Genomic DNA, 25541 nt, shown 5'->3' on the forward strand with positions numbered 1-25541 from the left:
CTTCGTAGTTGCCAGGTTGCAGAATGTAGCACATGTCGATCCATCGGCACAGTGGGTCAAAAGGCCGAAAGCGCTGTCTCGACGTGCTGTTCACCGGTCGGCGTCGGCATTCGGCGGGAGCCGTCGGTGGTGCTCGTCCGATGGCGTCCGATAGGCGTCACCACTTCCGTGGTGACGAGTTCGCCGGGACGCGCGTGCGTGCCCTGTGCGCGGGCGACCGGCGGGCGGGACGACCGGTGGTGGTGTTCGTGCCGGCTCTTGGTGTCACAGAGGACTTGGTGAACCTCGCGAGCGAGTGCGGGACGTGGACGCGGTCGGTGCTGCTCGACGTGCTCGGGTCGGTCGGTCGTGTCGACCTGCCCGCGTTCGCGACCGCTGTGGCGCAGTGGTTGGAGGTCGCGGTGGACGCGCCCGTCGTGCTGGCGGGGCACTCCACGGGGGCGCAAGTCGCCCTGCGCGCCGCCGTCCAGGTGCCGGCAGCGGTGCGGGTGCTGGTCCTGATGTCGCCGACGTTCCCGCCTCGGCTGCGACGGGTCCCGGCCCTGGTGCGCGCGAACTTCCGCAACGCGGCGCACGAGCCGCTCGACGTGTGGAGGGCCGTCCTGCCGGGGTGCGCGAGGGTCGGGGCGGTGACGTTGTGCCGGCTCCTGCGGTCGGCGCAGCACGACCGCCCGGAGGAGATCGTCACCGACGTGCGGTGCCCGGTGCTGGTCGTGCGGGGGGAGCACGACGCGTTCTGCCCGGAGCCCTGGGCCAGCAGGCTGGGCGCCGCCGCTCGACGAGGTCGGTGCGTGAACGTCCTCGGAGCACACGGTTTCCCGCACCAGTACGACAAGAACACCAGTGCGCTCATCGCCGACTTCGCCGGCAGGAGCGGCTGACCCGGTTCGTCCGCCTGCGCGGTGCGTCGCCGCCACCCGAAGGTGTGAGATGTCCACGTCGGCGGAGGGGACCGCTGGCCCGTCCCCTCCCGCTCGCGCAGACTCGGGTGGCAGACCAGGAGCGGAAGGTCCCGGCACCGGGCTGACCGGCCTGCCTGCGTGAGGAGCCATCGGCATGAGACCACCGCGAACCCGGCCCGAGCTGGACGGTGTTCCCGAAACAGCCCTCTGGACGCTGTACATGCGCGCGTGGGAAGCACGTCGGCCCGACCGCCTGCTCGACGACCCGAAGGCCGTCGAGCTGGTCGACGCCCTCGACTACCCTTTTCAGGAGCGATTCGGCCCGGACAAGTGGGACTCGACCGTGGGCGAAGCGATCCGGACGCGGGTTTTCGACGACGAGGTCCGCCGGTTCCTCCGCGACCACCCGGACGGGACCGTCGTCGTTCTCGCCGAGGGGTTGGAGACGCAGTTCTGGCGCGTGGACAACGGACGCGCCCGGTGGGTCAGCGTGGACCTGGCGGAGGTGGTGGGACTGCGGCGGCGCCTGCTGCCGGAATCGACGCGGCAGCGGCTCATCGCCTGCTCGGCGCTGGACGAGCGCTGGATGGACGAGGTGGACCGCACCCGCGGAGTGCTGATCACCGCCAAGGGACTGCTCCAGTACTTCCGACCGACGGAGGTGCACCGACTCGTCGCCACGTGCGCGGAGCGGTTCCCCGGCGCCGCGATGGTCTTCGAGGCCCCGGCCCGCTGGCTCAGCGCCCTCATGGCCCGAGGGCGTACACGCACCCCCGCCGGGGTCCCGGTCCCTCCCGCGTACTGGGGGATGGACCCGAAGGAGGCCCGCAGGCTGCGGGCGGCCCACCCGGGGATCGTCGAGCTGGTGGACCTGCCCCTCCCCGCCGGCCGGGGGAGGATCTACGGCCGACGACTGCCGTGGATGGCACGTACACCCGTGGTGAGGAACTGGAAACCGGTCTGGATCATGCGCCTGCGCTTCGGCGACGGGTCCGGGACGGACCCGGCGCGAAACCCTTCCGGGTGACGCGCGGTGCGGAACGACATCGACGTGCCTACCGTTGCCCATGAGCCGCACCCGGCTCCCGGACGAAAGGTGGTAGGCGATGTCCGCCGCGCTCGCGACGTTCATGGAGGAGTTGGCCCTCGACCCGGTCAGGCGCCGCGCCTTCCAAGCCGACCGGCACGCCGTGCTCGCCGAGTCCGATCTCGACGACGAGCAGCGGGCGGTCCTCGCCGGCGGCGACATCGGCGCCATCAACGCGCTGCTGTCGCAGGAACACCCCGATCCCGTCCAGCGCAGCACGCGGGGCGCCCTCGCCCTCGTCGTCCTCGTCGTCGCCACCCCCGAGCAGTGACACCGGCTCGCCGCGGAGGACCCGACACCGTCCTGACGCGACGGTCCGGGGCGGGCGACCCGGAGCGGGGCGAGCTGATCGTCGTGGGCACCGGGTACCAGGCCATCGGGGACCTCACCCTCCAGGCCGAAAGGGCGATCCGCGCCGCCGACACGGTGTTCACCGTCCTCGACAACCCGCTGTGCGCGGAATACCTCTCGCGCCTGAACCCGTCGGCGCGCTCCCTGACGGACTGCTACGCGCGCGGCAAGTCCAGGATGGACTCATACCAGGAGATGAGCGACCGCATCCTGGCGGAGGTTCGCGAACAGCGCCTGGTGTGCGTGGCGTTCTACGGCCACCCCGGCGTCTTCGTCGCGCCCTCCCACATGGCCATCCGGCAAGCGCGCCGAGAGGGGTTCCCGGCGCGGATGCTGCCCGCCGCGTCCGCCGAGGACTGGCTGTTCGCCGACCTCGGCATCGATCCGGGGCCCGTCGGCTGCCAGACCTTCGAGGCCACCGACTTCCTCGTCCACCAGCGGGTGTTCGACCCCACCAGCCTGCTCGTGCTGTGGCAGATCGGCGCCATCGGCATGAGCGACTGGTCTCCCGAGCACGACCCCGCGCCCGGCGCCCGACTCGTGGTGGACGTCCTCACCACCACCTACGGGGCCGCCTACGACGTCATCATCTACGAGGCCACCCCCTACGCCGTCGCCGAACCCCGCATCGAACACGCACCCCTGGGTGAGGTCGCCGACAGCAAGCTGACCATGTGCTCCACCCTGGTCGTTCCCCCGCTCCCGCCTCGCCGCCCTGACCCCACGGTCGTCCAGCGCCTGCGCCGGCTGGACCAGAACCTCACCTGACCGCGCGGCGCGCCGGGGGAGCGCGAGGCGGTCCCGATCAGTCCGTCCTGGTCCGGTGGCCGGTGTGCCGCCACGGGACTGGCCGGTGTGCCGCCACTGGACGGTCCGGCGCACCCGCTCCTCGCCGCGGTCTACGTCGCTCCGCCCCTCGCGACAGCCTGGGCTTCCGCCTGGTCGACGAGGAAGTCCAGCAGCGACGGCCAGGTCCGGTGCACGGTCGTCGCTCCTTCCTTGTACCAGCTCAGCTCACCGGACGGCGCCAGCCAGTACAGCTCGTACCCCTGGTGCATGCCGACGACGACGGCACCTTCCGGCAGGAGGTCCGCCGCGTCGTTCTCGTCCAACAGCTCACGCCCGTCATCCGCCAGTCCCAGGACGGTCGGGTAGAAGAAGTCCGTGCCGCGAAGCAGGTCCCCCGCCTGACGACCGGCGGTGAGCAGGAACTCCTCGTACTGCGCGGGCAGCCACTCGACCCGCTGATCGGCGCGCACCTCCGCGACCTCCGCGGGCGTGCAGCCCCGGACCGTGTCCGCAGTGGCGATGCCGCTGTCGAGCAGGGTCGCGACGAATGACGACATGGTGTGGGGCATGGGTTTCCTCGTTCTCAGCGACCTAGATCGGAATAGGTCAGGTCGATGCCGGGGAAGGCTCTGCGGAAGTCGTCGATGACGACCTGGCAGGACGGGCACACCGGTCGCTCGGACGTGATGTGGATGCGGCCGGTGGCACCCGGCTGGAGTCGGCTGCCCAACTCCTCCAGGATCTTCCACTCGGAGTCGGAGTCGCGGGAGATGTTCGCCGGTCCTCGGCTGTACTGCGGTGACGTGGGCATCGGCGCGGAGTCGGGGTACTGGTGGCCGCCGCTGACGCCGATCCGCTCACCGCTCACCCCGTTGATCTCGTACTCGGCGACGGCGATGTTCCTCCGCCCACCGACGTTGTACCGCGACCGGAACTGGTCGATTTTATCCTTCGGGCACAACGCGAGGCCGAGAGGGTCGGCGCCGGTCGCCGGATCGGACGCGTAGGCGTGGGGGTCGGGTCCGGCCGCCGCGCCCATCGGGTCGGGGCTGAGGTAGCGCCCGATCCTCGGGTCGTAGTAGCGCTGGTTGTTGTAGTGCAGGCCGGACTCGGTGTCGTGGTACTGGCCGGGAAACCGCAGCGGGGTGTCAGCGGCGAACTCCAGGCGCCCGAGGGCCTCACCCCATCTCGTGGCCCGGCTCTGCCACACGACTGAGCCCAGTTCGTCCACAAGTTCGGTTGGCGTGCCGATCATGTCGGTGACGATGGAGTAGAAGCGCTGGTCCACCCATTCTTGCGTTTGCGGGGCGAGTCCCCGCTCGACTTGGGTGAGCGGCCGGAAGGTGCCGGGTTCCCAGTCCCACGTGGTCGCGCGGCCGTCGCCGATCTGCTCGGCCAGGAGCATGCCGTCCCACACGAACAGCAGCCGGGCGCTCACCTCGCCGGCGGCGTCGAGCCGCTCCTTGGCGATCCTCCGGCCGAGGGCGTCGTACCGGTAGCGCCATCGGACACCGTCCGGAGTGGTGAGCGTGACAAGGCGGTCCTCGCCGTCCCACGCGTAACGCCAGACGTCGGGCTTCGCAGACAGCCTCTTGCGGCGCGCTTGGACCACCCGGCCTTGGGCGTCGTGCTGGTACACGAGGCCACCCGCGCGCTGCTCCGGATCACCTTGAACCGCACCGGGATGGCTGCGTGTCGGGGCGACGCCGTCGTCGACGTATGCGCGCCGACCGTCCGCACGGTGGTGGAACCGGCGGTTCTGGACCGTCCGCCTGCCGACGGAGACGGTCTGCGCGGCGAGCCGGTGCGCGGGGTCCCACGCCTGGGCCAGTGCGACACCGGTGTCCAGGAGTCGTTCGACCTCACGGCCGGAGGCGTCGAAGGTGAAGGAAAGGGTCCTGCCGCCGCTATGGAGACCCACATGCCTGCCGCGGGCGTCGTAAGACCAGTTGCTCACCGATCCGGTGGGCGTGGTCCTCGACGTGCGCCTGCCCGCCTGGTCGTACACCGACGTGACCGCCAGTCCGTTGACCGTCTCCCGCACCACGCGTCCGGCGGCGTCGCGTTCGAACCACACGTCGGCGTCCGCGTTGACCGCGCGAAGCAACCGGCCCAGCGGGTCGTAGGTGAACCTCGCCTCGGAGCCCGCCGACACGGCCGCTATCCGGTTGCCCATCGGGTCGTACTCGTAACGCGTCGGCTCGCCCGCGCCGTTGATCCTCTCCACGAGTCGGCCGGCCGCGTCGTAGCCGTAGCGTTGTTCCCTGCCGGACGGGTCCACCTCGCGGACCAGCCGCCCGTTCGGGTCGTAGTCGAAGTGCCAGGCCGAGGCCGGGCCGTCCTCGATGTCGACCACACGGAGGTTGCGGTCGTAGTGGAACGTGGTCCGGACACCGTCCGGTCCGGTCCGCGTCGCCACCATGTCGAAGTGCGTGGTCGTCGTGCGCGTGACCCGGCCGAGCACATCGATATGCTCGATCTCGTTGCCCTCGCCGTCGTAGCGCCACCGCTCAACCGCACCGTCCGGCCGCGTGCGGCTCAGCAGCTTGCCCTCCACGGACCAGGTGAAGGCGCTCGTCGCGCCGCCGGGGTCCACCACGCGGGAGATCCGGCCGAACTGGTCGCGGTCGTAACGCGTGACCCCGTCGTGTTCAGCCACGGCGACCGGCAGTCCGGCGGGGTTGGTCTCGATCCGGCGGACGGCTCCGGTCGGTGTGGTGACCGTAACGGGACGGCCCCGGTCGTCGTATTCGTAGAGGGTGATCGCACCGGCGGGGTCGATGGTCCTCGTGAGGTTGCCGCGGTCGTCGTGGTCGCGCCGCCACACGCCGCCGTCCGGTGCGACGACGACGGTCGCCTGCCCGAGGCCGTTGTACTCGGCCAGCGTGCGGGAGGAGTCGGGGTGGGTGACGACCACGACGTTGTCGTTCTCGTCGTACTCGTACCGCGTCACGTTGCCCAGCGGGTCCGTGGTGGCGACGAGTCGGTCCTCGTCGTCCCACTCCTTTGTCCACGTGTTGCCGAGAGGGTCCAGTTCGGCGACCAGTCGGTTCCCGGCGGTGTACCGATAGGTGGTCACGTGGCCCAGCGCATCGGTGAACCGCGTGATGCCGGTGTCGTAGTCGAAGGAGCCGTCGAGCACCCCGCCCGAGCCCTCGTTGCGCACGCAGCGACCCTGCGAGTCGTACGAGTACCGGTACCACTCGCCCGTGCGGTCGGTCCACTGCGTCATCCGCCCGGAGGCGTCGTACTCGTACTCCATCGGCTGGCCCGAGGAGTTGACCACCGCCCTCAGGCGGCTATCGGAGTCGTAGTCGAACCGCGCCAGGGTGATCGGAGGTCCGGCGGGGTCGTGCAGGCGCAGTTCGGTGATCCGGCCGGACGCCGACCCGACGTCCACGCGGTAACCGCCGCTGTGGCGCAGCACGAGCGGCACGCCGTCGGGGCCGCGCTCGATGTCGATCCGGTTGCCGTTCCGGTCGGTGATCGCGGTGAGTCGAGCTTCGCGACCGGCTTCGGAGAAGTGCAGGATCTCGGGCGTGCCGCGGCGGACCAGCGCGTAGCCGTCATCCGTGCGGTGCAGGGGCCAGCGCGGCCCCATCAGGGGCAACACATCACCGGAGTGGGGCACTGCCGGGTAGATCAGCACCATGCCTTCATCGGCTACATACACGACGCCCAGATCGTCGAACTCCAGTCGCTGGTCCAGGGTCGCGGCCCAGTTCGGCCCGAAGCTCCTACCGGACCGGTAGGACGAGACATGGGTGCGGCGTAGCAGCAGCGGCAGCACACCGGCCAGGTCGACATCGGTCTCGCCCGCCACCACGTCGCCGGTGACCACGTCCACCGGGTCGTTGCACAGGTTGCGCGAGCCTTCAGGTGTCTTGGTCTTGTTCGGGTCGGTTGGCCGGCTCGTGCTGCCGGGAGAGGTCGAGTCCGGTGACTTGGGCTTGGGGGACGGCGTTGTGCCTGAGGCATCCGGCGTGGCGGTGCCGGACGGCGCGGTGCTGCCCGATGGGGTGGTGCTGCCCGAGGGCGAGGTCGTGCCCGATGGTGAGGTGGTGCCCGATGGTGATGTGGTGCCGGAGGGTGATGTGGTGCTGGAGGGGGAGGTCGTGCCGGATGGGTTGCTGGTGCTGGATGGGTTGGTGCCGTCTGCGCCTTTGACGGTGGGTGTGTCGGCCCTGGGTGTGCTGGCGGGGGTGGTGGTGTCGGGGCTGGCGGGTCCGTCGGTCTTGCGGCCGAGGGTGCTCAGCTTGTCCGTGATCTCGCCGAGTTTGTCCAGGACTTTGCGGATGCGGGGGGTGACGTTGGCGATGGTTTTGACGAGTTTGCGGACCAGGTCGGCGATGCGGTTGCAGACCTTGGTGATGGTGGAGACGGCCTGGGCGATGATCAACGGCGTGGCCAGGCCGAGGGTGGCGATGGCTTCCAGGGCCCAGGTGATGAGTTTGCCGACGACCTCGGCGACGAGGTCGCGGATGATCTCGCGGACGGCGGCGACGACTTCGCCCATGACCATCACGCCGGTGCCGACGCCTTCGGCCAGCGTGCCGGCGCCGGTGAGGGCGTCGGCGGTCTGGGCGGCGTGTGCGCGGTAGGTGTCGGCGGCGGTGCCCTGCCAGCCGGTGGCGTGCTGGTGTCCGAGGTCCTGGGCGATGGTGCGGACTTCGGTGGCGACGGTGGTCCAGGTTTCGCTGAACGAGCGGATGACGGGTGGGTCGCCGGCGAACCAGTCCAGGGCCTGCTTCAGGGGTTGGACGTGTTCGATGAGCCAGGACACGCCGTAGGAGGCGACGGTGCCGACGGGGTCGAGCACCATCGACAGCACTTCCAGTCCGACTCCGACCCCGCCGAGTCCGGCTTCGACCCAGCTGCCGTCGGAGATGCCCTGGGCCAGGTCGTTGGCCGACTCGGCGATACCGATCCCGGTCACCGCCGACGTGTCGTCCTTCGGCGCGGCCACCAGCGGGTTGGTCACCGGTTCATCCCGTCGAAGCGCGCGGACTCACCGGATTCCCGCGTGTCGTAGTCGCGCGAGGTCTCCCGCAACTTGGCGGCGTTGTCCGACACGGTCTCCGCCGCCTTGGTCAGCGCCTGCACGCCCATGTCCTCGAAGGGTTGGAGCAGCATGGCGAACGGCTGGCAGACCACGCCGTAGGCGGAGTCGTTCATCGTCACCGTCCGCGCCGCGTCCGCCGCCGCGCGCAACCGGTCCGCCAAGCCCTCCACCCGACCGGCCAGCGCGCCGATCTCACCGGTAACGACCTCGTACCCGCCGGTCATCGCGTCACCTCAGGTAGCTCTCGTCGGTGAAGTCCCCGTCGTCACCGGGCCGCCGGCGTGGCGCGGCGGGCGGCTGTGCGTCGGGTTCGGGCCGGGGGAAGTTGCGCTCGGCCACCGCCACGATGTGCTGCCCCGACGGCGTCCGGCCGACCGTCTCCCCGACGATCCGCGCCAGCTCGGCCGGATACCCGGCCTGGGCCTTGCCCATCGCCTCCATCACCGCCGCCGCGATCTGCTCGGGCCGCAACCGCGACACGCCCTCGGTCATCGTCACCGCGCTCGGGATGCCGTTGGGCCCCACGGTCACGCTCACCGCGCCATTCGCGGCCGACGCGGTGATGGAGATCCGCTCGACCTCCTGCCGCATCGACTCGTACCGCGCGGCCTTCTCCTCCGCGTTGCGCTCCCAGTCGTCCACCAGGCGCTGCACGTTGGCCAACGGATCGGTCATCGGCTCCCCCTCCGGTGAGCTGCGGACCGGGCCAAGCTACTGCCCCCGGGGCGACGCTCCGTGCCGATTCGTCCCGAAGATGACCGGTTCGGCCCAACCGGTTGACCCGGATTGCCGTACCCGCCCACCGAGTCGCCGTCTGGCGTGTCGTCGGCGCGTGCCCGCGGAACCTGGTCACTTCAGGCATGGCACCGCGATGACATGGATTCGCGAACCGGCGCATCGGGTGAGGCTGGTCCCTCGGGCTGATCGTGTCCCGTGCCGGGGGTGCTGATCGCCCCGAGGACCATGACGAGTTCTTCACGGCCGAGCGTCGGCACGTAATGCTGTCCGACGACTTCCGCTGCCAAGGCGATTCACGCCGTCTTGCCCGACCCCTTGCTGATGAGCGTCGGAATGGCGAGGGCTCAGGAAGTGGCGCGCAATTCCAGGACGGTCGACCACGGGTTGTCCGGGTCGCGGGTGATGTCCAGGTTGGTCCAGTTCTGGTTGCTCAGCGTCTTGGTGGTCGTCTGGTCGTTCGCGGTGACCTTCGCGGTGACCGTCCGGTCGTCGGCGCGGGCGTTGAAGGCGTTCTTCAGTTCCATCTTCAGGAAACCGTCGGGACCGGTGACCCGGAAGCAGTAGTGGCCGCGTTCGCCGTTGCTGTCCACCACCGTGTCCTTGTTGGCGTAACCGTCGGCGCGCACCTCGATGAGCTTTTCGTTCGGCGCGCAGTCGACCAGCACCAGGTGGCCGTCACCGGAGATCAGGGTGATGCCGCGCTTGGCCTTCACCTGCTCGGCGCCGGGGTAGCCGAAGTCCTCGATGAGCGACGACTGGCCGCCCGCGTCGTTCTGGTCGGAAGTGGTGGCGATCGCCGCCACGCCGCCGGACAGGGCCACGCCCGCCACGGACATGACGATCAGGAAAAGGGGAAGTCGTGGCACGGGAAACGCTCCTGGCGGCACATGGTCCGGTGGGTCGGCAGGGACTGTAGGCGACAAGATCCAGGTTCGCCCAGTTGATCTCGACGCGGTGTGATGCCTGTCGCAGCGCGCCGGGACGTCGGGTGTTCGCCGGATCACGCTTGTTCTTCCGGCGGCGGATATGTGGACGTTGATCGGTTACGGTTCGCCGGCTCGGTCCGCCGGAGCTGCGGACGAATACCAGGGCTTCGAGGAGGAGTCGGTGGGCAGAATGCGGTGGCACGCGGTGCGATCGCGGGTCGCGGTCGCGGTGGTGGCCGCGGTGGGCGCGGGTTTGATCGCGGTCCCCGACACCCCGGCCGTCGCGGCGGGCGAAGCCTCTCCCCAGCCCGGCGAGCGCGCCCGGGTCGTGGCGTTGTGGCACACCGCGGGTGCGGCGACCAAGCGCGCCGCCGGCACGGCGTTGGCGGGGTCCGACGAGGACGTCCACCGGTTCCTCACCGAGGTCGCGCCCCAGGTGGCCAAGGTCGACGACCGGATCAAGCTCCAGCAGCTGATCACCCTGGCCGGCCCGGCCACGCGCCGCGCCGCCGACCGGGCGATGTCCGGTTCACCCGCCGACGTGCGGGCGTTCCTGGACTCCGGTTGGCAGCAGACCGTGGACACCGACGACCGCATCCGGGCCACCGAGTTGGCGAGCACCGGCGGCCCTTCGACCAGGAGGGCCGCGAACGCCGCCCTGTCGGGGTCGGCGGCGGACGTGCGCGCGTTCCTGGACAGCGGCCAGTACGACACCGCGCGCTCCGACGACCGGGTCGAGGTCCAGCGGCTCGCCGACAGCGGTGGCCCGCTGGTCAAGGCCGCCGCCGACCGCGCCTTGTCCGGCACCCACGCCGACATCCGGGACTTCCTGGAGTTCGGCTACGCGGTGGCCGCCGAACGCGACCAGGAGACCGCTTCGGTGTCCCGGTTGGCCGAGCTGGCCACCGAGGCAGGCGCGCGGGCGTCGACCGAGACGCAGGCCGCCGCCGACGCCGCCGACCGCGCGGTGCAGGCCGCCGAGATCGCGCGCGCGGCCGCCGCCGAAGCCGCCGAGCAGACGGAGCAGGCCAAGGGCAACGCCGCCAGGGCCGCGGACGCCGCGGAGCGGGCCGCCGTCGCCGCCGACCGCGCCGCCGCCGCCGCCCGGGTGGCCATCGGCGCGGCCGCACGGGCCAACCAGGCGGCCCGCGTCGCCGCCAACGCCGCGTCGCAGGCGGCCACCGCCGCGTCGCTGGCCGGTCAGGCCGCCTCCCGCGCGCAGCAGGCCGCCGGTGCCGCGGCCGGCGACGCGACCAGGGCCGGTGAGGCGAACAAGGCCGCGCAGGACGCCAGGGCCGTGGCCGCGGCAGCCCGGCTGGCCGCGCAGGCCGCGGACGCGGCGGGCAACGCGGCCCAGGCCGCCGGTGAGGCGGCCAAGGCCGCGTCCAGCGCCGGCAACAACGCCCAGGCCGCCGCCGGCGCCGCCGACCAGGCCGCGGGCCACGCCCGGAACGCCGGCGCGCAGGCCGACCGGGCCACGCGTGCCGCCGCCGACGCCCGCCGCGCGGCGCAGCAGGCCACCAACGCCGTCAACGCCGCGGTGGCCCTCGCGAACGAAGCGGCCACCGCGGCCCGCCAGGCCAGGGACGCCGCCGACGCGGCCGCCCGCAACGCCATCGCCGCCGCCGAGGCGGCCGAACGGGCCGCCGCCGCGGCAGGGCAGGCGGCCGACGCCGCCGCCGAGTCCCGCAAGCACGCCGAGCAGGCACGCCAAGCCGCCGACCAGGCCACCGCCGCGGCCGACCAGGCCCGGCGGATCAACGAGATCGGCCGCCGGGCGGACCAGGCACGCCTGGACGCCTGGCGGGAGCAGCAGAGCGCCGCCGCCCGGGCCGCGCTGCACGCCGAGCGCGAGCGCTCGGCCGGCGCGGAGTCCACCACCGACCAGGTCTCCCGGCGCGACGCGGAGACGACCCGCCTGCTCGACCAGGCCCGCGACCCGCACACCCCGGTCGACGCGGCCGTCGGCCACGCGCGCCGCGCGGCGGTGAACCTGCTGACCTCGGGCGGCTACTGGACGCGCACCGCCGCCGCGGAGGCGCTGTCCGGCGGTCCCGCCGAGGTCCGCGCGTTCGCGACCACCGGCTTGGCCCTGGCGACCGAGCAGGACGACCGCGCCGCCCTGGAGGCCCTGGCCGCGACCTCGGGTCGCGTGAAGCTCAAGCAGGCCGCCCCCGGCGCCCTGGCGGGCTCGCACGACCAGGTGCTGGCGGTCCTGCGCGACCGGGCCTACGAGGGCAGCGAGATCGACGACCGCATCGAGCTCCAGCGGCTCATCGACACCGGCGGGCCGTCCACCCGGCGGGCCGCCAACGCGGCGATGTCCGGCTCGCCCGCCGACGTGCGCGACTTCCTCCTCAACGGCCAGTCGCAGACCCGCCTCGTGGACGAGCGCCTGGCCGTGCAGAAGGCCATCGACGCCGGCGGCCCGGAGGTCAGAGCCGCCGGGCAGGCGGCGCTCGACGGGCCGTCGTCCTGGCGGCAGGCGTTCCTGGCGAACGGCCAGTACTCGGCCGCCCAGCGCGACGCGGACACCGCCACCCACGCCGCGGTCATCGCCCGCCACGTCGCGCAGGCCGCGCAGACCGCCGCGACCGCGCGGGAGACCGCGGACCGCGCGGCCGAGCACGCCGCTCGCGCCGCCAAGGCCACCGCCGAGGCCGACGGTTGGGCGGAGCGCGCGGGCAACTCGGCGAAGGAGGCCGCCCAGGCCGCGAAGACCGCCGCGGAGTCGGCGGACGCGGCGCAGCGGTCGGCGGACCAGGCCGCGGCCTCGGCCAAGCAGGCGCGGCAGGCCCAGCAGTCCGCGCTCGCCGACGCCCGCGCCGCGGACGCCTCCGCCGCCGGCGCCCGCGCCTCGGCCGCCCGCGCGAACGACGCCGCCATCGCCGCCCGGGGTTACGCGGAGCAGGCCAGGGCTTCCGCGCTGGCGGCGGGCAAGAGCGCCGAGGAGGCAGCGGCGGCGGCCGAGGACGCCCGGCGGATCGCCGCCGAGAAGAAGAACCTGGAGGACCAGCTCAGCCGCGCCGGCAACCCCGAGGGGGCGAACGGCGGGACGCAGCCGCCGTCCTCCGACGACGAGGCGGCGCTGCGGGCGGCCGGCGGGCAGGAGGCGGTCGACCGGTACCGCGAGGCGCAGGCCACCCTGGAACACGGGCTCGTGGACTGGATCATCCAGAACGGCGGCCAGATCCTCGTCGACCTGTTCATCGGCGGCATCAAGGCGTGCGCCCAGGACCCCAGCCTGCTCAACTGCCTGATGGGCGCGCTGGACATCGCCTCCATCGCGGTCGGCGTGTTCAAGGCGTTCGAGGTCGGCCGCGCCATCTGGCGGGTCGTCACCGGCATCGGGAAGTTCATCGAGAAGTCCGCCGCCGCGCGACGGGTGGTCGAGGACGGGCGCAAGGTCATCGAGGCGGCCAAGGTCGGGAACTGCTTCCCGGCCGGGACCACGGTCGCGACCGAATCGGGCTCGGTGCCCATCGAGCAGCTTCGGGTCGGTGACCGGGTCTGGGCGTCCGACCCCGTCACCGGGGACACGCGGCTGCGCACCGTCACCCGGCTGTTCTCCAACCACGCCACCGAGCTGGTCGAGGTCACCGTCGGGGACGGCTCGGTGCGCGCGACACCCGGACACCCCTTCTGGGTGACGGGCAAGGGGTGGACCGACGCGGCGGACCTCTTGGCCGGCGACGAGCTGCGCACCCTGGACGGCGGCACCGCGCAGGTGCGGACCGTCGCCGTCGAGCAGACCTCCGCACCGGTCTACACCTTCGAGGTCGACACCGATCACGACTACTACGTCGACGTCGCCGGGCAGTCCGTCCTGGTCCACAACTCCTGCGCGTGGCGGACGGAGTTCGAGGCGCTCGCCAAGGGCAAGCAGGGCACCGTGCGGACCGTCCGCAACGAGGGCGAGCTGCGGACCGTGTTCGACCGGTGGATCGCGGGGGCCGAGAAGCTGCCGCCGCGCGGGGACAAGATCCCCGAGGTCTACAAGTTGAAGGACGGGACCGTGGTCCAGTGGCGCCTGGAGTCGGCGTCGGGTGGGGCCACGGTCGACATCACGGACGCGACGGGCAAGGTGCTGAAGATCCACATCGAGCCGTAGGGGCCGACCGTCCAGGATGGAGGCGTCCGACGCCCGGAACACGAGAGTGGGAAGCAGATGCTCCAGTACCGAGACCGCGTGCTCGTCAACTTCCGCGACTTCGCGTTCGCGGAGCGCGGCGGGCACGGGTTCCGCTGGGTCGACGTGAAGCGGTTCGGGACCTCCGCCGCGGCGGATCGGGAGTTGTTGCGGGCGTTGGTCGGTGATGTCCGGTTCCGCGACGACTACGCGGGTGGGGGCGTCGACCCGGCGGGCACGCGTCACGGCCCCTACTGGTTGGACCGGGTGACCGCGGAGGCGTTCGAGCCGGTGGCCGAGGCCGAGGCCGTCGAGGTGCTGGGGAACTGGGCGTCCGGGGGCGGCGAGGTGCCGGCGGACCTGGCGGAGGTGCTGGAGCGCGAGGTGTTCGGGCCCGTGCGGGAGGCCACCGGTCGGTACCGCCTGAAGGACCTGGGGCGGACGGCGTTCCACGACTGGGGCGGCGTGCACGGCGAATTCCACGAGTTCGTCCTGGTCGACCGCGCCGCCGGGAGCCTGTCCCTGCTCGTGGCCGCCGACGACTGAACCCGCGGTGCCACCGGACATCACCGGCCCACGTCGGCGCCGGCGCGGGACCGTCGCCCGCGAGCGCCGCGCCGACCTCCGGCCCGTACCGGCCCGGCACATCGTCGGCGGGCTCAAGCCCTGTTGCCGGGGAACGACTACGGCCGTCGGTTGCCGGTGCGCGGTGGCGCGGTGGGTAGTCGCACCGTGACGCGGAGCCCGCCACCGGGCCGTGGGCTCAGGGTGAGGGTTCCGTCGTGCGCCTGGGTGATGCTGTTGACGATGGCCAGTCCGAGGCCGACGCCTGCGTGGTGGGTGCGGTTGCGCTCGGTGCCGCGGTGGAACGGCTCGACGAGCGTGGGAACGAGTTGTGGGGCGAGTTCCTCGCCGGTGTTCTCGACCGTGAGCACCACGGTGTGGGGCTGAGCGCTGGTCGTGACCCACACGTTGCCCTGTGCGGGCAGGTTGTGGACGATCGCGTTGTGCACGAGGTTGGTCGTCATCTGCAGCAGTAGCGCTTGCGAGCCGACGGTGGGGGCCACCTCGCCGGAGGTCTCGACGGTGACGCCGTGTTGTTCCGCGAGCGGGAGGAGCGTTTCGGCCGCTTGTTCCGCCACGAGGGACAGGTCGACGTGCTCCCGGCTGAAGGAGCGCTGGTCGGCGCGGCTGAGCAGGAGCAGCGCCTCGGTCAGCTCGATCGCGCGCGTGTTGACGACGTGGAGGCGGTCGACGAGTTCGCCGGTGTCGTGGTTGTCGTCGTTGCGGGCCACGTCGAGGAGCGTCCGGGTGATCGCCAGTGGTGTGCGCAGCTCGTGGGAGGCGTTGGCCGCGAACCGCTGCTGTTCGGCCACGTGCGCTTCGAGCTGCGCGAGCATGGTGTCGAAGGCGTCGGCGAGTTCGCGGAACTCGTCCGTGCGGCCGGGCAGCCGTATCCGGTGGGAGAGCGATCCGCTCGCGGCCCTGCGCGTGGCGTCGGTGATGCGGGTCAGCGGGGTGAGCATGCGGCCCGCGAGGAGCCATCCCCCGACGAGGCCGAACACCAGCAGGAACGCCAGCACCACGACCGCGGCCGTGCTGAAGACGGCCGGGCCGAAGTTGGTCGGGTCGAACACGCGCCGGAGGTTGGAGAGCTTGGGCACGAGGGAACCGGCGGGCCAGAACCGCAGGACGAACACCCACACGGCAGTGAGCAGCAGGACACCGGCGAGCATGAGGAACCCGGCGTAGCTGAGGGTGAGCTTGAGGCGAACGCTCATACCAGGCGCCCTGTCCACGGTCTGCTCCCTCGTGTCCGGTGTCGAGTGCCGTGCCGATGCGGTGGCCGACGGCCACGGCGGTGCCGATCCCGGCTGCACCGGGGCGATCACCGAGGCGCGGGTGCGGTCGCCCACGTCGCCCTCGGTGATCACGCGCACACCCTCGGGATGAGGCTAACCGCAGGGGCATATCGTCGGCATATCGAAACCCGTACGTGCCGACAGCACCGCGCGACAACCGGCTCCGCGAGGACGAACGCCGGGACCGCGCCGCGGTCCCGGCGGGGTTCGTGCGGACCGATGTGGACACCGCCATCCGACCGTTCGGGGACCTGCTGCGCCACTGGCGGCGGCGCCGGTACAGCCGGCTCGAACTGGTCCTGGAAGCCGACATCCCGGCCAGGCACCTGAGCTTCCTGGAGGCCGGCCGCGCCCGGCCCAGCCGGGACGTGGCGCTGCGCCTGGCCGACCGGCTCGACGTGCCGCTGCGCGAGCGCAACCACCTGTTGTTGGCGCGGGCGCAGCGGGAGGGGGCGGCCGGCAAGCGATCCGTCGCCGGTGCCGGCTCGGCCCGCCCGCCTGCGGTCCGGGCTTCCCGAATGGCCGCAGGTGAAGATCAGGCGAACTCGATCATGCATTCTTTGCGCATACAACCTTCCGTTCGTACCGTGGCCGTGCGGGTGCCGTCCCGCCCGATCACTTGCAGGGGGTACTGTGTTTCGGTTCCGCAGAACGGTTTTCGCCGCCCTGGCGGCTGTCGGCCTCACCGCGGTGGCGACGCCGCCGGCCAGCGCGGCGACCTACTACAACCTCGTGAACTACAAGAGCAACAAGTGCATGTCCGTCGAGAACGGCGGCAGCACCGCCAACGGCGCCAAGGTGGTCCAGTGGTCGGCCAACGGCGGCGGCGAGCAGGGCTGGTACTTCGACGCCCGCTACATCGACGCCTGATCTCCTGTCACACCAACACGAACCCTGGGGGTTCAACCATGTTCCTCTCCGCTGTCAAGCGGATCGGCGTCGTGCTCGCCGCGGTCGCCGGCGCGGCCGTCCTCGCCGCCTCACCGGCCTCCGCCGCGCAGCAGTGCGGCGACCTGCGCGGGCCCGAGGGCGGCACGCTGCCGCTGTGCAAGTCCTGGAACTGGGACGGCAACGACTACGACGGCAAGTGGTGGACGAACGGCCCGTCCTCCCTGCCCTCGCACACCTACCTGCAGCGCTCCGAGGACGGTTCCGTGACGAACTCGTCGTTCTCCGGCAGCTACCAGGACGTCAAGACGATCCGCTTCCGCCTCTGCGACAGCTCGACGCGGCGTTGCACCGGCTGGTGGTGACCGAAGGGGCACGCTCCCGCTGAACCCCGTAGACCCAAGGCGCCACCGGGGCCTTGGGTCCACGGGTGTCACTCGTCGGCTTCGCGGGATTTTTCGGCGACGGACTCCTGGTAGACGTCCGAGTAGGTGCGCGAGTCCTTGATCAGGCCGTCGCAGAAGGCCGCGACGTCGTCGCCGATGAGGTCCAGGACCCCCTTGCCGGACGCCGCGCCCTCCTCGAAGAAGTCCACGATCCCGTAGAGCAGGGGACCGTCGAGCAGGTCGGTCGGCCCGACCTTGAAGAGGTACTTCTGGATCTCCTCGTAGACGATCCGGTAGTCCGGCGGGAGCGCCTTGGCCCGCGCGACGTGTGCCCGCCACTGCTTCTTGCCCTCGATCATGTCCCGGATGCCCATGTCAGCCTCCCAGCTGCCCCAGTTTGCGCGCCACGTTCCTGTTCAACTGCTCGCGCCAGCGGTCGCGGTAGCCCGGCGCCTCCTTACCGCCGGCCAGCGCCGCGCAGAAGCCCTTGACGTCGTCACCGAGCACGTCGCGGATGTCCTGCCCGTCCGCCGCGGCCTCCTCCAGCAGCGCCAGCCCGCTGTCGAAGATCGGCATCAGGTTGCGGCCCGTGAAGTCCGAGTAGGGCACGAGGTGGAGCTTGATCTCCTCCCACGCCGCCTGGTAGTCGGCGGGCAACGCCGCCGCCCTGGCGTCGAACGCCTTCACCTCCCTGGTGAGGTCGCTGCCGGTGATGGTTTCCCAGAAGCTCATGCCCCGCCCTCCTTGAGCTGGTCGATCCGTGATGAGACGTACTCCCACTTGGCCCAGAACGTCGCGAGCTCCGCGCGTCCGGCGTCGTTGAGCGCGTAGAACTTGCGCGGCGGACCCACGCCGGACGGTCGCTTCGTCACCTGGACGAGCCCGTTCTTCTCCAGTCGCAGCAGGATGGTGTAGACCGTCCCCTCGACGACGTCGGTGAAGCCGAGTTCGTTCAGCCGACGCGTGATGGCGTACCCGTAGGTCTCCTCGCGGCCGATGATCTGGAGCACGCAGCCTTCGAGCGTGCCCTTCAGCATCTCTGTCAGGTCGTCCATCGCGCGTTCTCCTCCGCCCCCAGGTACTGCGTACTGCTGGGTACCGGTACACAGTATCACAGAGTAGTGGCGGTGCGCACGTACCGGGCAGGTCGCCGGTCCGGGTGGAGGGGCCGGGTGCCCGCGGCGCTCCGGGGCGCGGCGGAAGCAGTTGCCCACAACGCGGAACTCCTGGTGTGCCGGCCGGTGTTCACCCGCCGTTCCACCAGGAGTTCCATTGTTGTCGTGCACGCCGCTCGCGGGCCGTGTCATCGCGATTGTCCGGTAATGCCGTCCGTCCCCGACTCGCGTCCGGAATCGCGCGTCAACGGGAATTCCCTGGATCAGGCGCCGAGCATGTGGGCGCCTTTCATCGACTCGTCGGTCGCGGTGAAGACGCCGCGCACGTTCGCGGTGAACTCGGCCTGGTCGACGAGGGCGTCGCTGTTGGCGTCCATCGCGGCGAAGGCGACCGCGGCCGTCTGCTCCGCGTCGCGCACCTCCGCGCTCCGGTACAGCGCCGCCAGCACGCCCTGGTCGATGCGGCCGTCGCCGTCGCGGTCGATCAACTCGAAGCACCTGTCGGACGCGGTGGCCCACAGGTCCGCCACCGCCGCCGTGGACAGCCGGCCCGCCAGGTGGGCCTGCTCGAACTCCTCCCGCGTCACGGCGTCGTCGCGGTCGGTGTCCGCCGCGCCGCGCACGTACTCCCACACGCGCCGGTAGGCCGCCAGCAGGCGCACGGCCTCGGGCGCGTCCGGCGCGACCGCGAACTCCCGGCTGATCGCGCTCGTCTTGTCCTCGAAATCGGCCCATTCCACCCGACCGTCGCCATCCAGGTCGAGCACCGCGAAAACGCGGTCGACATTCCTCGTCGGCAGTTGCTCGGACATGCGGATGCCTCGCCTTCGTGGTCGACCCTGCCTTTGGTCGGAGGGTAGCGAAAGCGCGAATCCGGGGCGTCGGGGAAACGGGTCGGTCGTTTCACTCGATGCGGTGGCACGCGAACTGCCCGACAACGACCGCCAGTGGCACTCGCACCGCCGACCGCGTGAATTCCGGGTTCCGCGCCGGCCCTGTCGACGGCCTGCCCGTCCGCCGAGAAGCGGTCAGCGGCGTCGGCCGGCTCAGTCGGTGGTGTCGCGCCGGCGGCGGTGGAGGAGGAGGAAGGCGCCGCTCGCGAGCACGAGCACCGCGCTCGAACCGCCGACGACCAGCCACGTCGAGGGCGGCACGTGCTGCTCCGCCTCCGTGCTCGGGGCGTCGTAGCCGCTGGAGAAGCCCTTGGTGTCGTACTCCGACCCCGCCTGCTTGTCGGCGTAGCGCTCCTTGACCAGCTTCTGGTAGTCGCTCAGCGACATCGACGCCTGGCCGCCCAGGCCCTGCCGTGCCTGGTCGTTGAGCGGCGTGACCGTGGTGACCTTGAGCTGGTACCACCCGCGGATCTGCGGTTCGGCGAACACCACGCTGCCCAGCTCGGCCTGGCCGGCGAAGGCGGCGTCGCTGTCGCCGTCGCGCACCGCCGCCAGGTGCCAGCCGCCGCCCTCGGTGGGGTTGAGCATGACGGTGGCCTGGCGGTCGTTGACGGTGACGCTCAACGACGACACCAGGCGGCTCAGCTTGACCGCCTCGGTGGGGATGGGCTGGGCCGTGCCCGCGGCGAAGCCCGGCGTGATCTCGTTGACCGCCAACGGGTCCTTGATCGTGAAGGTCGGCAGGCCCTCGCACGGGTCCGCCTTGTCGGGTATCGGCCGCGGTGACGAGGACCCGCCACGGGGCAACGGCACGCTCAGGAAGCGGCAGACGGCGTTGCGCACGGCGGGTGACTTCACCGCGTCGAGCGCGGCCTGGTAGTCGGGGATGTTCGGCAGCGGGTCCTCGGCCTGGGCCGCGTGGCCGGGGCCGGTCGCGCACAGCAGCGCGGTCGCGCCCACTGCCAGGACTGCGGTCAGGCGGGAGAGGCGTGGCGCCGTTCGCTCGCCGGATGTCGGTGTTTCGCGCATGACGCCTGCCTTAACGGGAGATGCCGATCCGGGAGTGGGTCCACTTGAACGAGTTGTTGCTGACGTAGTCGTTGTAGTTCCACCACGTGTAGGTGGTGGTGTCCGGCCAGGGGTCGGCCACGCCGATGGTGTTGTTGGACGTGTCGAAGCCGTAGACGACGTTCATGTGGCCGCCACCCGAGGTCCACCCGATGCGCGCGCCGAGCGGACGGGCCGCCTTGACGTCGGTGTAGACCTGGTTGAACGACGCCGCGTTGTTCAGGCCCGAGCCGGTGTGCGCCATGCCGAGGCTCTTCCACCCCTTGGCCATGTCGTCGAGGGTGGCGGGCTGGTTGTTGCAGCCGTAGTAGGGCTGGGCGCGGTTGCAGAAGTCGGCCTGCGTGCTGCCGTAGCCCTGGAACTTGGCGATCGTCAGGCCGGAGGCGACCCAGCACCACTGGGTCTTCTCCTGCTTGAGCATGGTGATCTCGTCGTATGCCGCTTCCGCCTGGGCCGTGCCACCGGCGGCCACGAGCAACCCGGAGGTCGTCAGCGCGATGGCCGACGCCGCGGCCGCGAACTTGAACCTGCCCATCTTCCTGCCTTCCCGTGCGCACGAGGAGTGCCGGGCGACCTGCATGGATATGACAGCGCGAAATGTCGTGGCCACACAGGGACGCGCGGGAATTACGCTCATAAGAGTGAACCGTCCCGGTCCTCTGTGGACCATGATCCGGTGACCTTCGGGCGACTCGCGTGCGGGCGCTGCCGGGCGACGAGCAGCTGGGAACGGCTCGCCGGGCTCAGGGCGAGGCGTCGGACGACCCCGTGATCCCGTGGTTCCCCGTCGTCGTGCCGGAAACGGCGTCGAGCAGCCGCGTGAGCGCCGGGCGGTCGTCCGGCGCCAGGCGGTCGGTGTAGGGCGCGAGGGCCGAGCGGATCTCCTCCTGCACCCGTTCCGCGAGTTCGCGCCCCTCCGGGGTGATGAACACGTCGACCACCCGGCGGTCCTCCGACGACTTGCCCCGTGCCACGAGACCCCGGCGCTCGGCCCGTTCGACGAGGCCGGACATCGTGGACTTGTCCAGCCCCAGGAAGGCGGCCAGCTCGGTCATGCGCGGTCGGCGGTCGCGCAGGAGGCCGAGCAGCCGCAGCTGGGTGAGGGACAGGTCGTGGCCGGCTCCGATGCGGGTGAGCACGGCCATCATCCGGAAGGACGTCCGGACCAGGGCGTCGTGGAGCGCGTCATCGGGCCTCATGCGGTGATCGTACTTGACATGGTTCGCACTACCAACCAAACTGCCATGTAGTTGGTAGTACAAACCATCGCGGGCTCGTCGCCCGCGCGCCACCGGTCCACCCGCACGAAGGAGAGCCGTGCCCGCCACCAACCGCAAGCGTTGCCTCGTCGTCGGCCTCGGCATCAGCGGTCTCGCCACCGCGATCCGCCTGCGCCGGATCGGCTGGGAGCCGGTGATCGTGGAACGTGCGCCGGACCGCCGGCCGGGCGGCTACTTCGTCGCCCTCTTCGGCGCGGGGCTGGCCGCCGCGCGCCGGCTCGGCTTCGACCACGCCATACCCGACCGGTCCGTGCCCGGCGGGCGGACCTTCACCGTCACCAGGGACGGCGACCGCGAACCCGGCCTGGGGTTCAGCGACCTCGCGGGCGACCGGCGGATGATGCTGCGCGGCGACGTCGAGAGCGCCGCGTTCGACGCGCTCCCCGCAGACGTCGAGATCCGCTACGCGACGTGGCCCACCAGGATCGAGCAGGACGGGTCCGGTGTGGACGTCACCCTCGAACACGGCGGCGTGGCCCGCACCGAGCGGTTCTTCCTCGTCGTCGGTGCGGACGGGCTGCGTTCCACGGTCCGCCGGCTCGTTTTCGGTCCGCACGAACGACATCTGCACCGGCTCGGCTACATGACCGCGGCACTCGCCCTGCCGGGCCCGCTCGGGGGAGCGCCGCCGCGCGACGGCATCAGCCTCTTCGAGCCCGGCCGCGCGCTGTGGCTGTTCCCCTTCGTGGACCGCCCCCACAGCCTGCTGTTCTCCTACCGCACCGACGACGTGGACGGGCAGTTCACCGGGCGGCCCGCGGATCGCGTCCGCGCCGCGTTCGGCCCGGAACCGGCGGGCCCGCTGCTCGGCCGGGCGCTGGACGAGCTGGACGACGCCGACAGCTTCCTGTTCGACACCGTGGAGCAGGCGCGGATGGCGGCGTGGTCCAGCGGTCGGGTGGTGCTCGTCGGCGACTCGGCGTGGTGCGTGGGCCTCTACGCCGGCATGGGCGTCTCCGCCGCGCTCGCGGGGGCCGACCTGCTCGGCACCGCGCTGGACCGCCACGCCGGCGACGTCCCCGGCGCGCTGCGGTCGTGGGAATCCCGGCTGCGCCCGTTCATCACCGGCTACCAGCGTACGGGCGTCCGGGGGCGGCTCTTCTTCACGCCCGACAACCAGCGGCAGATCGCACTCCGGTCGATCACCGCACGCGGCACCCGACTTCCCGTGATCGGCGACGCGCTGCGCTCCCTGCGGAGCAGGAGCAGGGTCAACCGGGAGCGCGACTTCGACATCGCGCGCGGCTCGTCGTCGGCGGCCTGACGGTCCGCGTGAGGACCGTCAGGCCACCAAGCCGTGCCGGTACGCGTAGACGACGGCTTGCACGCGGTCGCGGAGGTCGAGCTTGGTGAGGATGCGGGACACGTAGGTCTTGACGGTCTCGTGGCTGATCACCAGCGTCGCGGCGATCTCGCCGTTGGACAGGCCGTCCGCGATGAGGCGCAGGACTTCGAGTTCCCGCGCGGTCAGCGGGATGTCGTCCGGCGCGCCCCGCGCTGGCCGTATCCGCTCGGCGTACCGGCCGACGAGCTGACGGGTCACCTCGGGCGCGAGCAGCGCCCACCCGGTCGCGACCGTGCGGATGCCGTGCAGCAGCTGCGCGGGCGGCGCGTCCTTGAGCAGGAACCCGCTGGCGCCCGCGCGCAGCGCCTCGTACACGTACTCGTCCAGGTTGAACGTCGTCACGACGAGCACCTTGGCCGGGTTCGCGACGTCCGCGCCCGCCAGCAGGCGCGTCGCCTCGATGCCGTCGAGCACCGGCATCCGGACGTCCATCACCACCACGTCGGGGCGCAACCGCTCGGCGAGGTCGACGGCGGCGCGCCCGTCACCGCACTCGCCCACGACCTCAAGGTCGGGCTGCGCGTCGATGATCGTCGCGAACCCCGTGCGCACCAACGCCTGGTCGTCGCACACCAGCACCCGGACCGGTCCGCTCACGACGGGCTCCCCGCCGGGATGCGGGCGCGCACCACGAAGTCGCCGCCCCGCCTGCCCGCGCTGAACTCGCCGCCGAGCACGCCGACCCGCTCGCGCAGCCCGGCGAGGCCGCGTCCGCTCCCGCCCGGTGACGCGGCGGACGAATTCCCGCCCTCGGTGCCGACCTCCACCACGATCTCGCTCCCGCCGTGCCGCACGCGCACCGTGGTCCGGTTGCCGTGCGCGTACTTGAGCGCGTTGGTCAACGCCTCCTGCACCACCCGGTACGCCACCACCCTCGCGCTCCCCGCCGGCGGCACGCCCTCCTCGGTGAACTCCACCGGCTGCCCGGCGCGCCTGGTCTGCTCCACGAGCGCGCTCAGCTCGCCGACGGACGGCGCGCGCGGATCGGCGGCGTGGTCCGGGTTCAGCACGTCGAGCAGGTGCCGCAGGTCCGCGATGGACCGGCGGCCGGTGTCGGTGATCGCGGCCAGCGCCTGGTCGAGGCGCTCGGGGGACGCGGTCAGGTACCGCGCCGCCTCGGCTTGCACGACCATCGCCGTCACGTGGTGGGTCACGACGTCGTGCAGCTCGCGCGCGATGCGGGCGCGCTCGGCGAGCCGGGTGACCTCGGCCACGTGACCGCGGCGCTCCGCCTCCGCGGTCCTGGACAGCCGCAGCCACGCACCGACCGCCCACGCGGCGGCCAGCGCCAGGTAGAACGTCGTGAACCCGGCCACGCCCTCGGTCGACCCCTGCCGGTCGAGCGCGGCGGCCAGCGGCACGTACGCCGCGGAGGCCAGCACGGCGGTGGTGCGGCGGTGGTGGTCCAGGTGGAGCCCGGTGCTCAGCAGCGCGAGGGGGAGCGCGGTGCCCGCGACCGCGTGGTAGCCGAGGAGCTGGTCGGCCGCGAACCCCGTGCACACCAGCGCGAGGCACAGGAGCGGCCACCTCCTGCGCACGACCAGCGGCAGGCACTCCAGCGCGATCACGGCCACGGCCAACGCGTCCATCGGGCGGGTCGGGAGGTCGCCGAGCTGGGTGCCCCGGCTGTGCAGCGCGGGCACCAGCGAAGCGAGCGCCAGCGCGAGCGCGAGCGGGACGTCCCGGACCGTGACGTCGCAGCGCTGCCACAGGTCCGGGATCTGCCGGAGGCCGATCACCCGGCGAGCGTAGCGGCGGTGGCCGAACGGCGGGGCAGCGCCACCAGGTTGCCGCGCCGCCGGGCCAGCCACAGGAACCCGGCCGTCACCGCCACGCCCGCCAGCACCGAGTACCCGCTCGCCTCCGGGCCGAACTCGCCGCCGCTGAGCAGGAGCGGGCCGGACGTCACGCCGTCCAGCAGACCCTGCGGGGCGTCCTTGCCGGAGACGCTGGCGCTGAAGATGCCGCCCTGCGCGTAGTTCCAGCCGAAGTGCACGCCGATGGGCACCCACAGGTTCCGCGTGGCGGCGTAGGCGGCGGCCAGCATGAACCCGGCCTCGACGGCGATGGCGGACGCGGACCACAACGTGGCGTGCGGGTTGAACAGGTGCGCCGCGCCGAACAGCACCCCGGTGAGCGCGAGCGACGCCCACGTGCCGATCCGCTGCTCGACGATGCGGAACAGGATGCCGCGGAACAGCAACTCCTCGGTCACGACGGCGGCGGCCATGAACCCGAGCAACGCCGTCGCGCCCGCCGGCGAGCCCCACCCCAGCACCTCGTAGCCGCCGAGGAACGCGATGTTCAGGATGACGGCGGCGAACATGCCGAGGCCGATCAGCAACCCGCGCCCGAACGCGGGGCCCGCTCCCCGCAACGCCACCTCGACCGGTGCCCGGCGCTCGGTCCGCCGCACCACCTGGACGTAGGCGTACAGCGAGAGCGCCGCCGTCGCGAGGCCCAACGCCAGGGTGAGGGGCACATTCCACTGCACCGCGCCGACGATCGCGCTGCCGGCGAAAGCGACCAGGGCGACCACACCGAACTGCAACAACAGTCGCATGAACAATCCTTCGTTCGACATCGGCGGCCGGTTCGCCGCCGATGCCCGGAACGCTAGGGATTCGCCGGCCCGGAGTCGTCACCGCGCAGTGGACACCTGCGTGTAGCTCGCACGGGGGACAAGCCCGTGGAGAAGGCGGGATCGGGCCGTGACTCCC

The 25541-nt window shown here is 71.8% G+C and carries 25 protein-coding genes; 9 read left to right on the forward strand and 16 right to left on the reverse strand.

What is annotated here, in order from left to right; all coding sequences use genetic code 11:
* The first annotated feature begins 140 nt into the window (after positions 1-140).
* From C8E97_RS10860 to C8E97_RS10870, 4 genes are all read left to right on the forward strand, one after another.
* Complete coding sequence (locus C8E97_RS10860; RefSeq protein WP_342776207.1) at positions 141-881, forward strand: alpha/beta fold hydrolase; 741 nt, start codon at positions 141-143, stop codon at positions 879-881.
* 175 nt (positions 882-1056) lie between these two features.
* On the forward strand, positions 1057-1929 hold the full coding sequence (locus C8E97_RS10865) for a class I SAM-dependent methyltransferase (RefSeq protein WP_121004071.1): 873 nt from the start codon (positions 1057-1059) through the stop codon (positions 1927-1929).
* Between the two features lie 79 nt (positions 1930-2008).
* Positions 2009-2260, forward strand: a complete 252-nt coding sequence (locus tag C8E97_RS34410) for a hypothetical protein (RefSeq protein WP_170211750.1) — start codon at positions 2009-2011, stop codon at positions 2258-2260.
* Positions 2257-3108, forward strand: coding sequence for an SAM-dependent methyltransferase (locus C8E97_RS10870; RefSeq protein ID WP_170211752.1), 852 nt, complete (start codon positions 2257-2259; stop codon positions 3106-3108). The genes C8E97_RS34410 and C8E97_RS10870 overlap by 4 nt, the downstream gene beginning before the upstream one ends.
* Before the next feature lie 131 nt (positions 3109-3239).
* Here C8E97_RS10870 and C8E97_RS10875 read toward each other — a convergent pair whose 3' ends face one another.
* The 5 genes from C8E97_RS10875 to C8E97_RS10895 form a co-directional block, all read right to left on the reverse strand.
* Positions 3240-3686: an SMI1/KNR4 family protein gene (locus C8E97_RS10875; protein ID WP_147455056.1), complete on the reverse strand. Its 447-nt coding sequence runs from the start codon at positions 3684-3686 to the stop codon at positions 3240-3242.
* Positions 3687-3712: 26 nt separating this feature from the next.
* On the reverse strand, positions 3713-8110 hold the full coding sequence (locus tag C8E97_RS10880; RefSeq protein WP_121004079.1) for an RHS repeat-associated core domain-containing protein: 4398 nt from the start codon (positions 8108-8110) through the stop codon (positions 3713-3715).
* Entirely contained in the window at positions 8107-8415 is a 309-nt protein-coding gene (locus C8E97_RS10885) for a type VII secretion target (protein ID WP_121004083.1), read from the reverse strand. The genes C8E97_RS10880 and C8E97_RS10885 overlap by 4 nt, the downstream gene beginning before the upstream one ends.
* A 4-nt stretch (positions 8416-8419) precedes the next feature.
* Complete coding sequence (locus tag C8E97_RS10890) at positions 8420-8866, reverse strand: YbaB/EbfC family nucleoid-associated protein (RefSeq protein ID WP_121004086.1); 447 nt, start codon at positions 8864-8866, stop codon at positions 8420-8422.
* Positions 8867-9273: 407 nt separating this feature from the next.
* Positions 9274-9795 carry a hypothetical protein gene (locus C8E97_RS10895; RefSeq protein ID WP_147455057.1) on the reverse strand — a complete coding sequence of 174 codons (522 nt, stop codon included), beginning with the start codon at positions 9793-9795 and terminating at the stop codon, positions 9274-9276.
* Positions 9796-10045: 250 nt separating this feature from the next.
* On the opposite strand from C8E97_RS10895, the gene C8E97_RS10900 reads away from it, so the two are divergent.
* A complete protein-coding gene (locus tag C8E97_RS10900) occupies positions 10046-13966 on the forward strand; it encodes a polymorphic toxin-type HINT domain-containing protein (RefSeq protein ID WP_246019353.1) in 3921 nt (1306 codons plus the stop codon).
* Between the two features lie 57 nt (positions 13967-14023).
* Positions 14024-14530: a hypothetical protein gene (locus C8E97_RS10905; protein WP_121004095.1), complete on the forward strand. Its 507-nt coding sequence runs from the start codon at positions 14024-14026 to the stop codon at positions 14528-14530.
* Positions 14531-14667: 137 nt separating this feature from the next.
* Here the strand turns inward: C8E97_RS10905 and C8E97_RS10910 are convergent, their stop codons facing one another.
* Positions 14668-15765 (reverse strand): sensor histidine kinase, encoded by a 1098-nt coding sequence (locus C8E97_RS10910; protein ID WP_281275322.1) that lies wholly within the window; start codon positions 15763-15765, stop codon positions 14668-14670.
* 771 nt (positions 15766-16536) lie between these two features.
* Between C8E97_RS10910 and C8E97_RS35210 the strand changes: the two genes are divergently transcribed.
* Positions 16537-16716 (forward strand): RICIN domain-containing protein, encoded by a 180-nt coding sequence (locus tag C8E97_RS35210; RefSeq protein WP_246019354.1) that lies wholly within the window; start codon positions 16537-16539, stop codon positions 16714-16716.
* Positions 16717-16754: 38 nt separating this feature from the next.
* Entirely contained in the window at positions 16755-17099 is a 345-nt protein-coding gene (locus C8E97_RS34415; RefSeq protein ID WP_170211531.1) for a hypothetical protein, read from the forward strand.
* A 68-nt stretch (positions 17100-17167) separates the two neighbouring features.
* On the opposite strand, the gene C8E97_RS10925 is transcribed toward C8E97_RS34415, so the two are convergent.
* The 7 genes from C8E97_RS10925 to C8E97_RS10955 all read right to left on the reverse strand — a co-directional run bounded on the left by C8E97_RS10925 (position 17168) and on the right by C8E97_RS10955 (position 21395).
* Entirely contained in the window at positions 17168-17494 is a 327-nt protein-coding gene (locus C8E97_RS10925; protein WP_121004098.1) for a DUF1048 domain-containing protein, read from the reverse strand.
* A 1-nt stretch (position 17495) separates the two neighbouring features.
* On the reverse strand, positions 17496-17852 hold the full coding sequence (locus C8E97_RS10930) for a DUF1048 domain-containing protein (protein ID WP_121004101.1): 357 nt from the start codon (positions 17850-17852) through the stop codon (positions 17496-17498).
* Complete coding sequence (locus C8E97_RS10935) at positions 17849-18175, reverse strand: PadR family transcriptional regulator (RefSeq protein WP_121004105.1); 327 nt, start codon at positions 18173-18175, stop codon at positions 17849-17851. The genes C8E97_RS10930 and C8E97_RS10935 overlap by 4 nt, the downstream gene beginning before the upstream one ends.
* Before the next feature lie 323 nt (positions 18176-18498).
* Positions 18499-19047 (reverse strand): EF-hand domain-containing protein, encoded by a 549-nt coding sequence (locus C8E97_RS10940; protein ID WP_121004108.1) that lies wholly within the window; start codon positions 19045-19047, stop codon positions 18499-18501.
* 234 nt (positions 19048-19281) lie between these two features.
* Positions 19282-20088: a hypothetical protein gene (locus C8E97_RS10945; RefSeq protein WP_246018805.1), complete on the reverse strand. Its 807-nt coding sequence runs from the start codon at positions 20086-20088 to the stop codon at positions 19282-19284.
* Positions 20089-20167: 79 nt separating this feature from the next.
* On the reverse strand, positions 20168-20731 hold the full coding sequence (locus C8E97_RS10950; protein WP_121004115.1) for a papain-like cysteine protease family protein: 564 nt from the start codon (positions 20729-20731) through the stop codon (positions 20168-20170).
* A gap of 208 nt (positions 20732-20939) precedes the next feature.
* Positions 20940-21395 (reverse strand): MarR family winged helix-turn-helix transcriptional regulator, encoded by a 456-nt coding sequence (locus C8E97_RS10955; protein ID WP_121004119.1) that lies wholly within the window; start codon positions 21393-21395, stop codon positions 20940-20942.
* A 118-nt stretch (positions 21396-21513) separates the two neighbouring features.
* Here C8E97_RS10955 and C8E97_RS10960 point away from each other — a divergent pair, with 118 nt between their 5' ends.
* Positions 21514-22740 (forward strand): FAD-dependent monooxygenase, encoded by a 1227-nt coding sequence (locus C8E97_RS10960; protein WP_121004122.1) that lies wholly within the window; start codon positions 21514-21516, stop codon positions 22738-22740.
* An 18-nt stretch (positions 22741-22758) separates the two neighbouring features.
* On the opposite strand, the gene C8E97_RS10965 is transcribed toward C8E97_RS10960, so the two are convergent.
* The 3 genes from C8E97_RS10965 to C8E97_RS10975 are packed head-to-tail and all read right to left on the reverse strand — an operon-like array spanning position 22759 to position 25384.
* Positions 22759-23418 carry a response regulator gene (locus C8E97_RS10965; protein WP_121004125.1) on the reverse strand — a complete coding sequence of 220 codons (660 nt, stop codon included), beginning with the start codon at positions 23416-23418 and terminating at the stop codon, positions 22759-22761.
* Positions 23415-24560, reverse strand: coding sequence for a sensor histidine kinase (locus C8E97_RS10970; protein WP_121004128.1), 1146 nt, complete (start codon positions 24558-24560; stop codon positions 23415-23417). The genes C8E97_RS10965 and C8E97_RS10970 overlap by 4 nt, the downstream gene beginning before the upstream one ends.
* A complete protein-coding gene (locus C8E97_RS10975) occupies positions 24557-25384 on the reverse strand; it encodes a CPBP family intramembrane glutamic endopeptidase (RefSeq protein WP_121004131.1) in 828 nt (275 codons plus the stop codon). The genes C8E97_RS10970 and C8E97_RS10975 overlap by 4 nt, the downstream gene beginning before the upstream one ends.
* Positions 25385-25541 lie beyond the last annotated feature (157 nt).

The sequence above is a fragment of the Saccharothrix australiensis genome (assembly GCF_003634935.1).
Taxonomy (GTDB): domain Bacteria; phylum Actinomycetota; class Actinomycetes; order Mycobacteriales; family Pseudonocardiaceae; genus Actinosynnema; species Actinosynnema australiense.

What these genes read in the sequence shown, in the direction of transcription:
- C8E97_RS10910 (WP_281275322.1), bottom strand. Translation starts at nt 15,765, where the DNA reads ATGAGCGTTCGCCTCAAGCTCACCCTCAGCTACGCCGGGTTCCTCATG.
- C8E97_RS10905 (WP_121004095.1), top strand. Translation starts at nt 14,024, where the DNA reads ATGCTCCAGTACCGAGACCGCGTGCTCGTCAACTTCCGCGACTTCGCG.
- C8E97_RS10930 (WP_121004101.1), bottom strand. Translation starts at nt 17,852, where the DNA reads ATGAGCTTCTGGGAAACCATCACCGGCAGCGACCTCACCAGGGAGGTG.
- C8E97_RS10955 (WP_121004119.1), bottom strand. Translation starts at nt 21,395, where the DNA reads ATGAGGCCCGATGACGCGCTCCACGACGCCCTGGTCCGGACGTCCTTC.
- C8E97_RS10890 (WP_121004086.1), bottom strand. Translation starts at nt 8,866, where the DNA reads ATGACCGATCCGTTGGCCAACGTGCAGCGCCTGGTGGACGACTGGGAG.
- C8E97_RS10865 (WP_121004071.1), top strand. Translation starts at nt 1,057, where the DNA reads ATGAGACCACCGCGAACCCGGCCCGAGCTGGACGGTGTTCCCGAAACA.
- C8E97_RS10925 (WP_121004098.1), bottom strand. Translation starts at nt 17,494, where the DNA reads ATGGGCATCCGGGACATGATCGAGGGCAAGAAGCAGTGGCGGGCACAC.
- C8E97_RS10950 (WP_121004115.1), bottom strand. Translation starts at nt 20,731, where the DNA reads ATGGGCAGGTTCAAGTTCGCGGCCGCGGCGTCGGCCATCGCGCTGACG.
- C8E97_RS10975 (WP_121004131.1), bottom strand. Translation starts at nt 25,384, where the DNA reads ATGCGACTGTTGTTGCAGTTCGGTGTGGTCGCCCTGGTCGCTTTCGCC.
- C8E97_RS10935 (WP_121004105.1), bottom strand. Translation starts at nt 18,175, where the DNA reads ATGGACGACCTGACAGAGATGCTGAAGGGCACGCTCGAAGGCTGCGTG.
- C8E97_RS34415 (WP_170211531.1), top strand. Translation starts at nt 16,755, where the DNA reads ATGTTCCTCTCCGCTGTCAAGCGGATCGGCGTCGTGCTCGCCGCGGTC.
- C8E97_RS10885 (WP_121004083.1), bottom strand. Translation starts at nt 8,415, where the DNA reads ATGACCGGCGGGTACGAGGTCGTTACCGGTGAGATCGGCGCGCTGGCC.
- C8E97_RS10860 (WP_342776207.1), top strand. Translation starts at nt 141, where the DNA reads ATGGCGTCCGATAGGCGTCACCACTTCCGTGGTGACGAGTTCGCCGGG.
- C8E97_RS10940 (WP_121004108.1), bottom strand. Translation starts at nt 19,047, where the DNA reads ATGTCCGAGCAACTGCCGACGAGGAATGTCGACCGCGTTTTCGCGGTG.
- C8E97_RS10900 (WP_246019353.1), top strand. Translation starts at nt 10,046, where the DNA reads ATGCGGTGGCACGCGGTGCGATCGCGGGTCGCGGTCGCGGTGGTGGCC.
- C8E97_RS10875 (WP_147455056.1), bottom strand. Translation starts at nt 3,686, where the DNA reads ATGTCGTCATTCGTCGCGACCCTGCTCGACAGCGGCATCGCCACTGCG.
- C8E97_RS34410 (WP_170211750.1), top strand. Translation starts at nt 2,009, where the DNA reads ATGTCCGCCGCGCTCGCGACGTTCATGGAGGAGTTGGCCCTCGACCCG.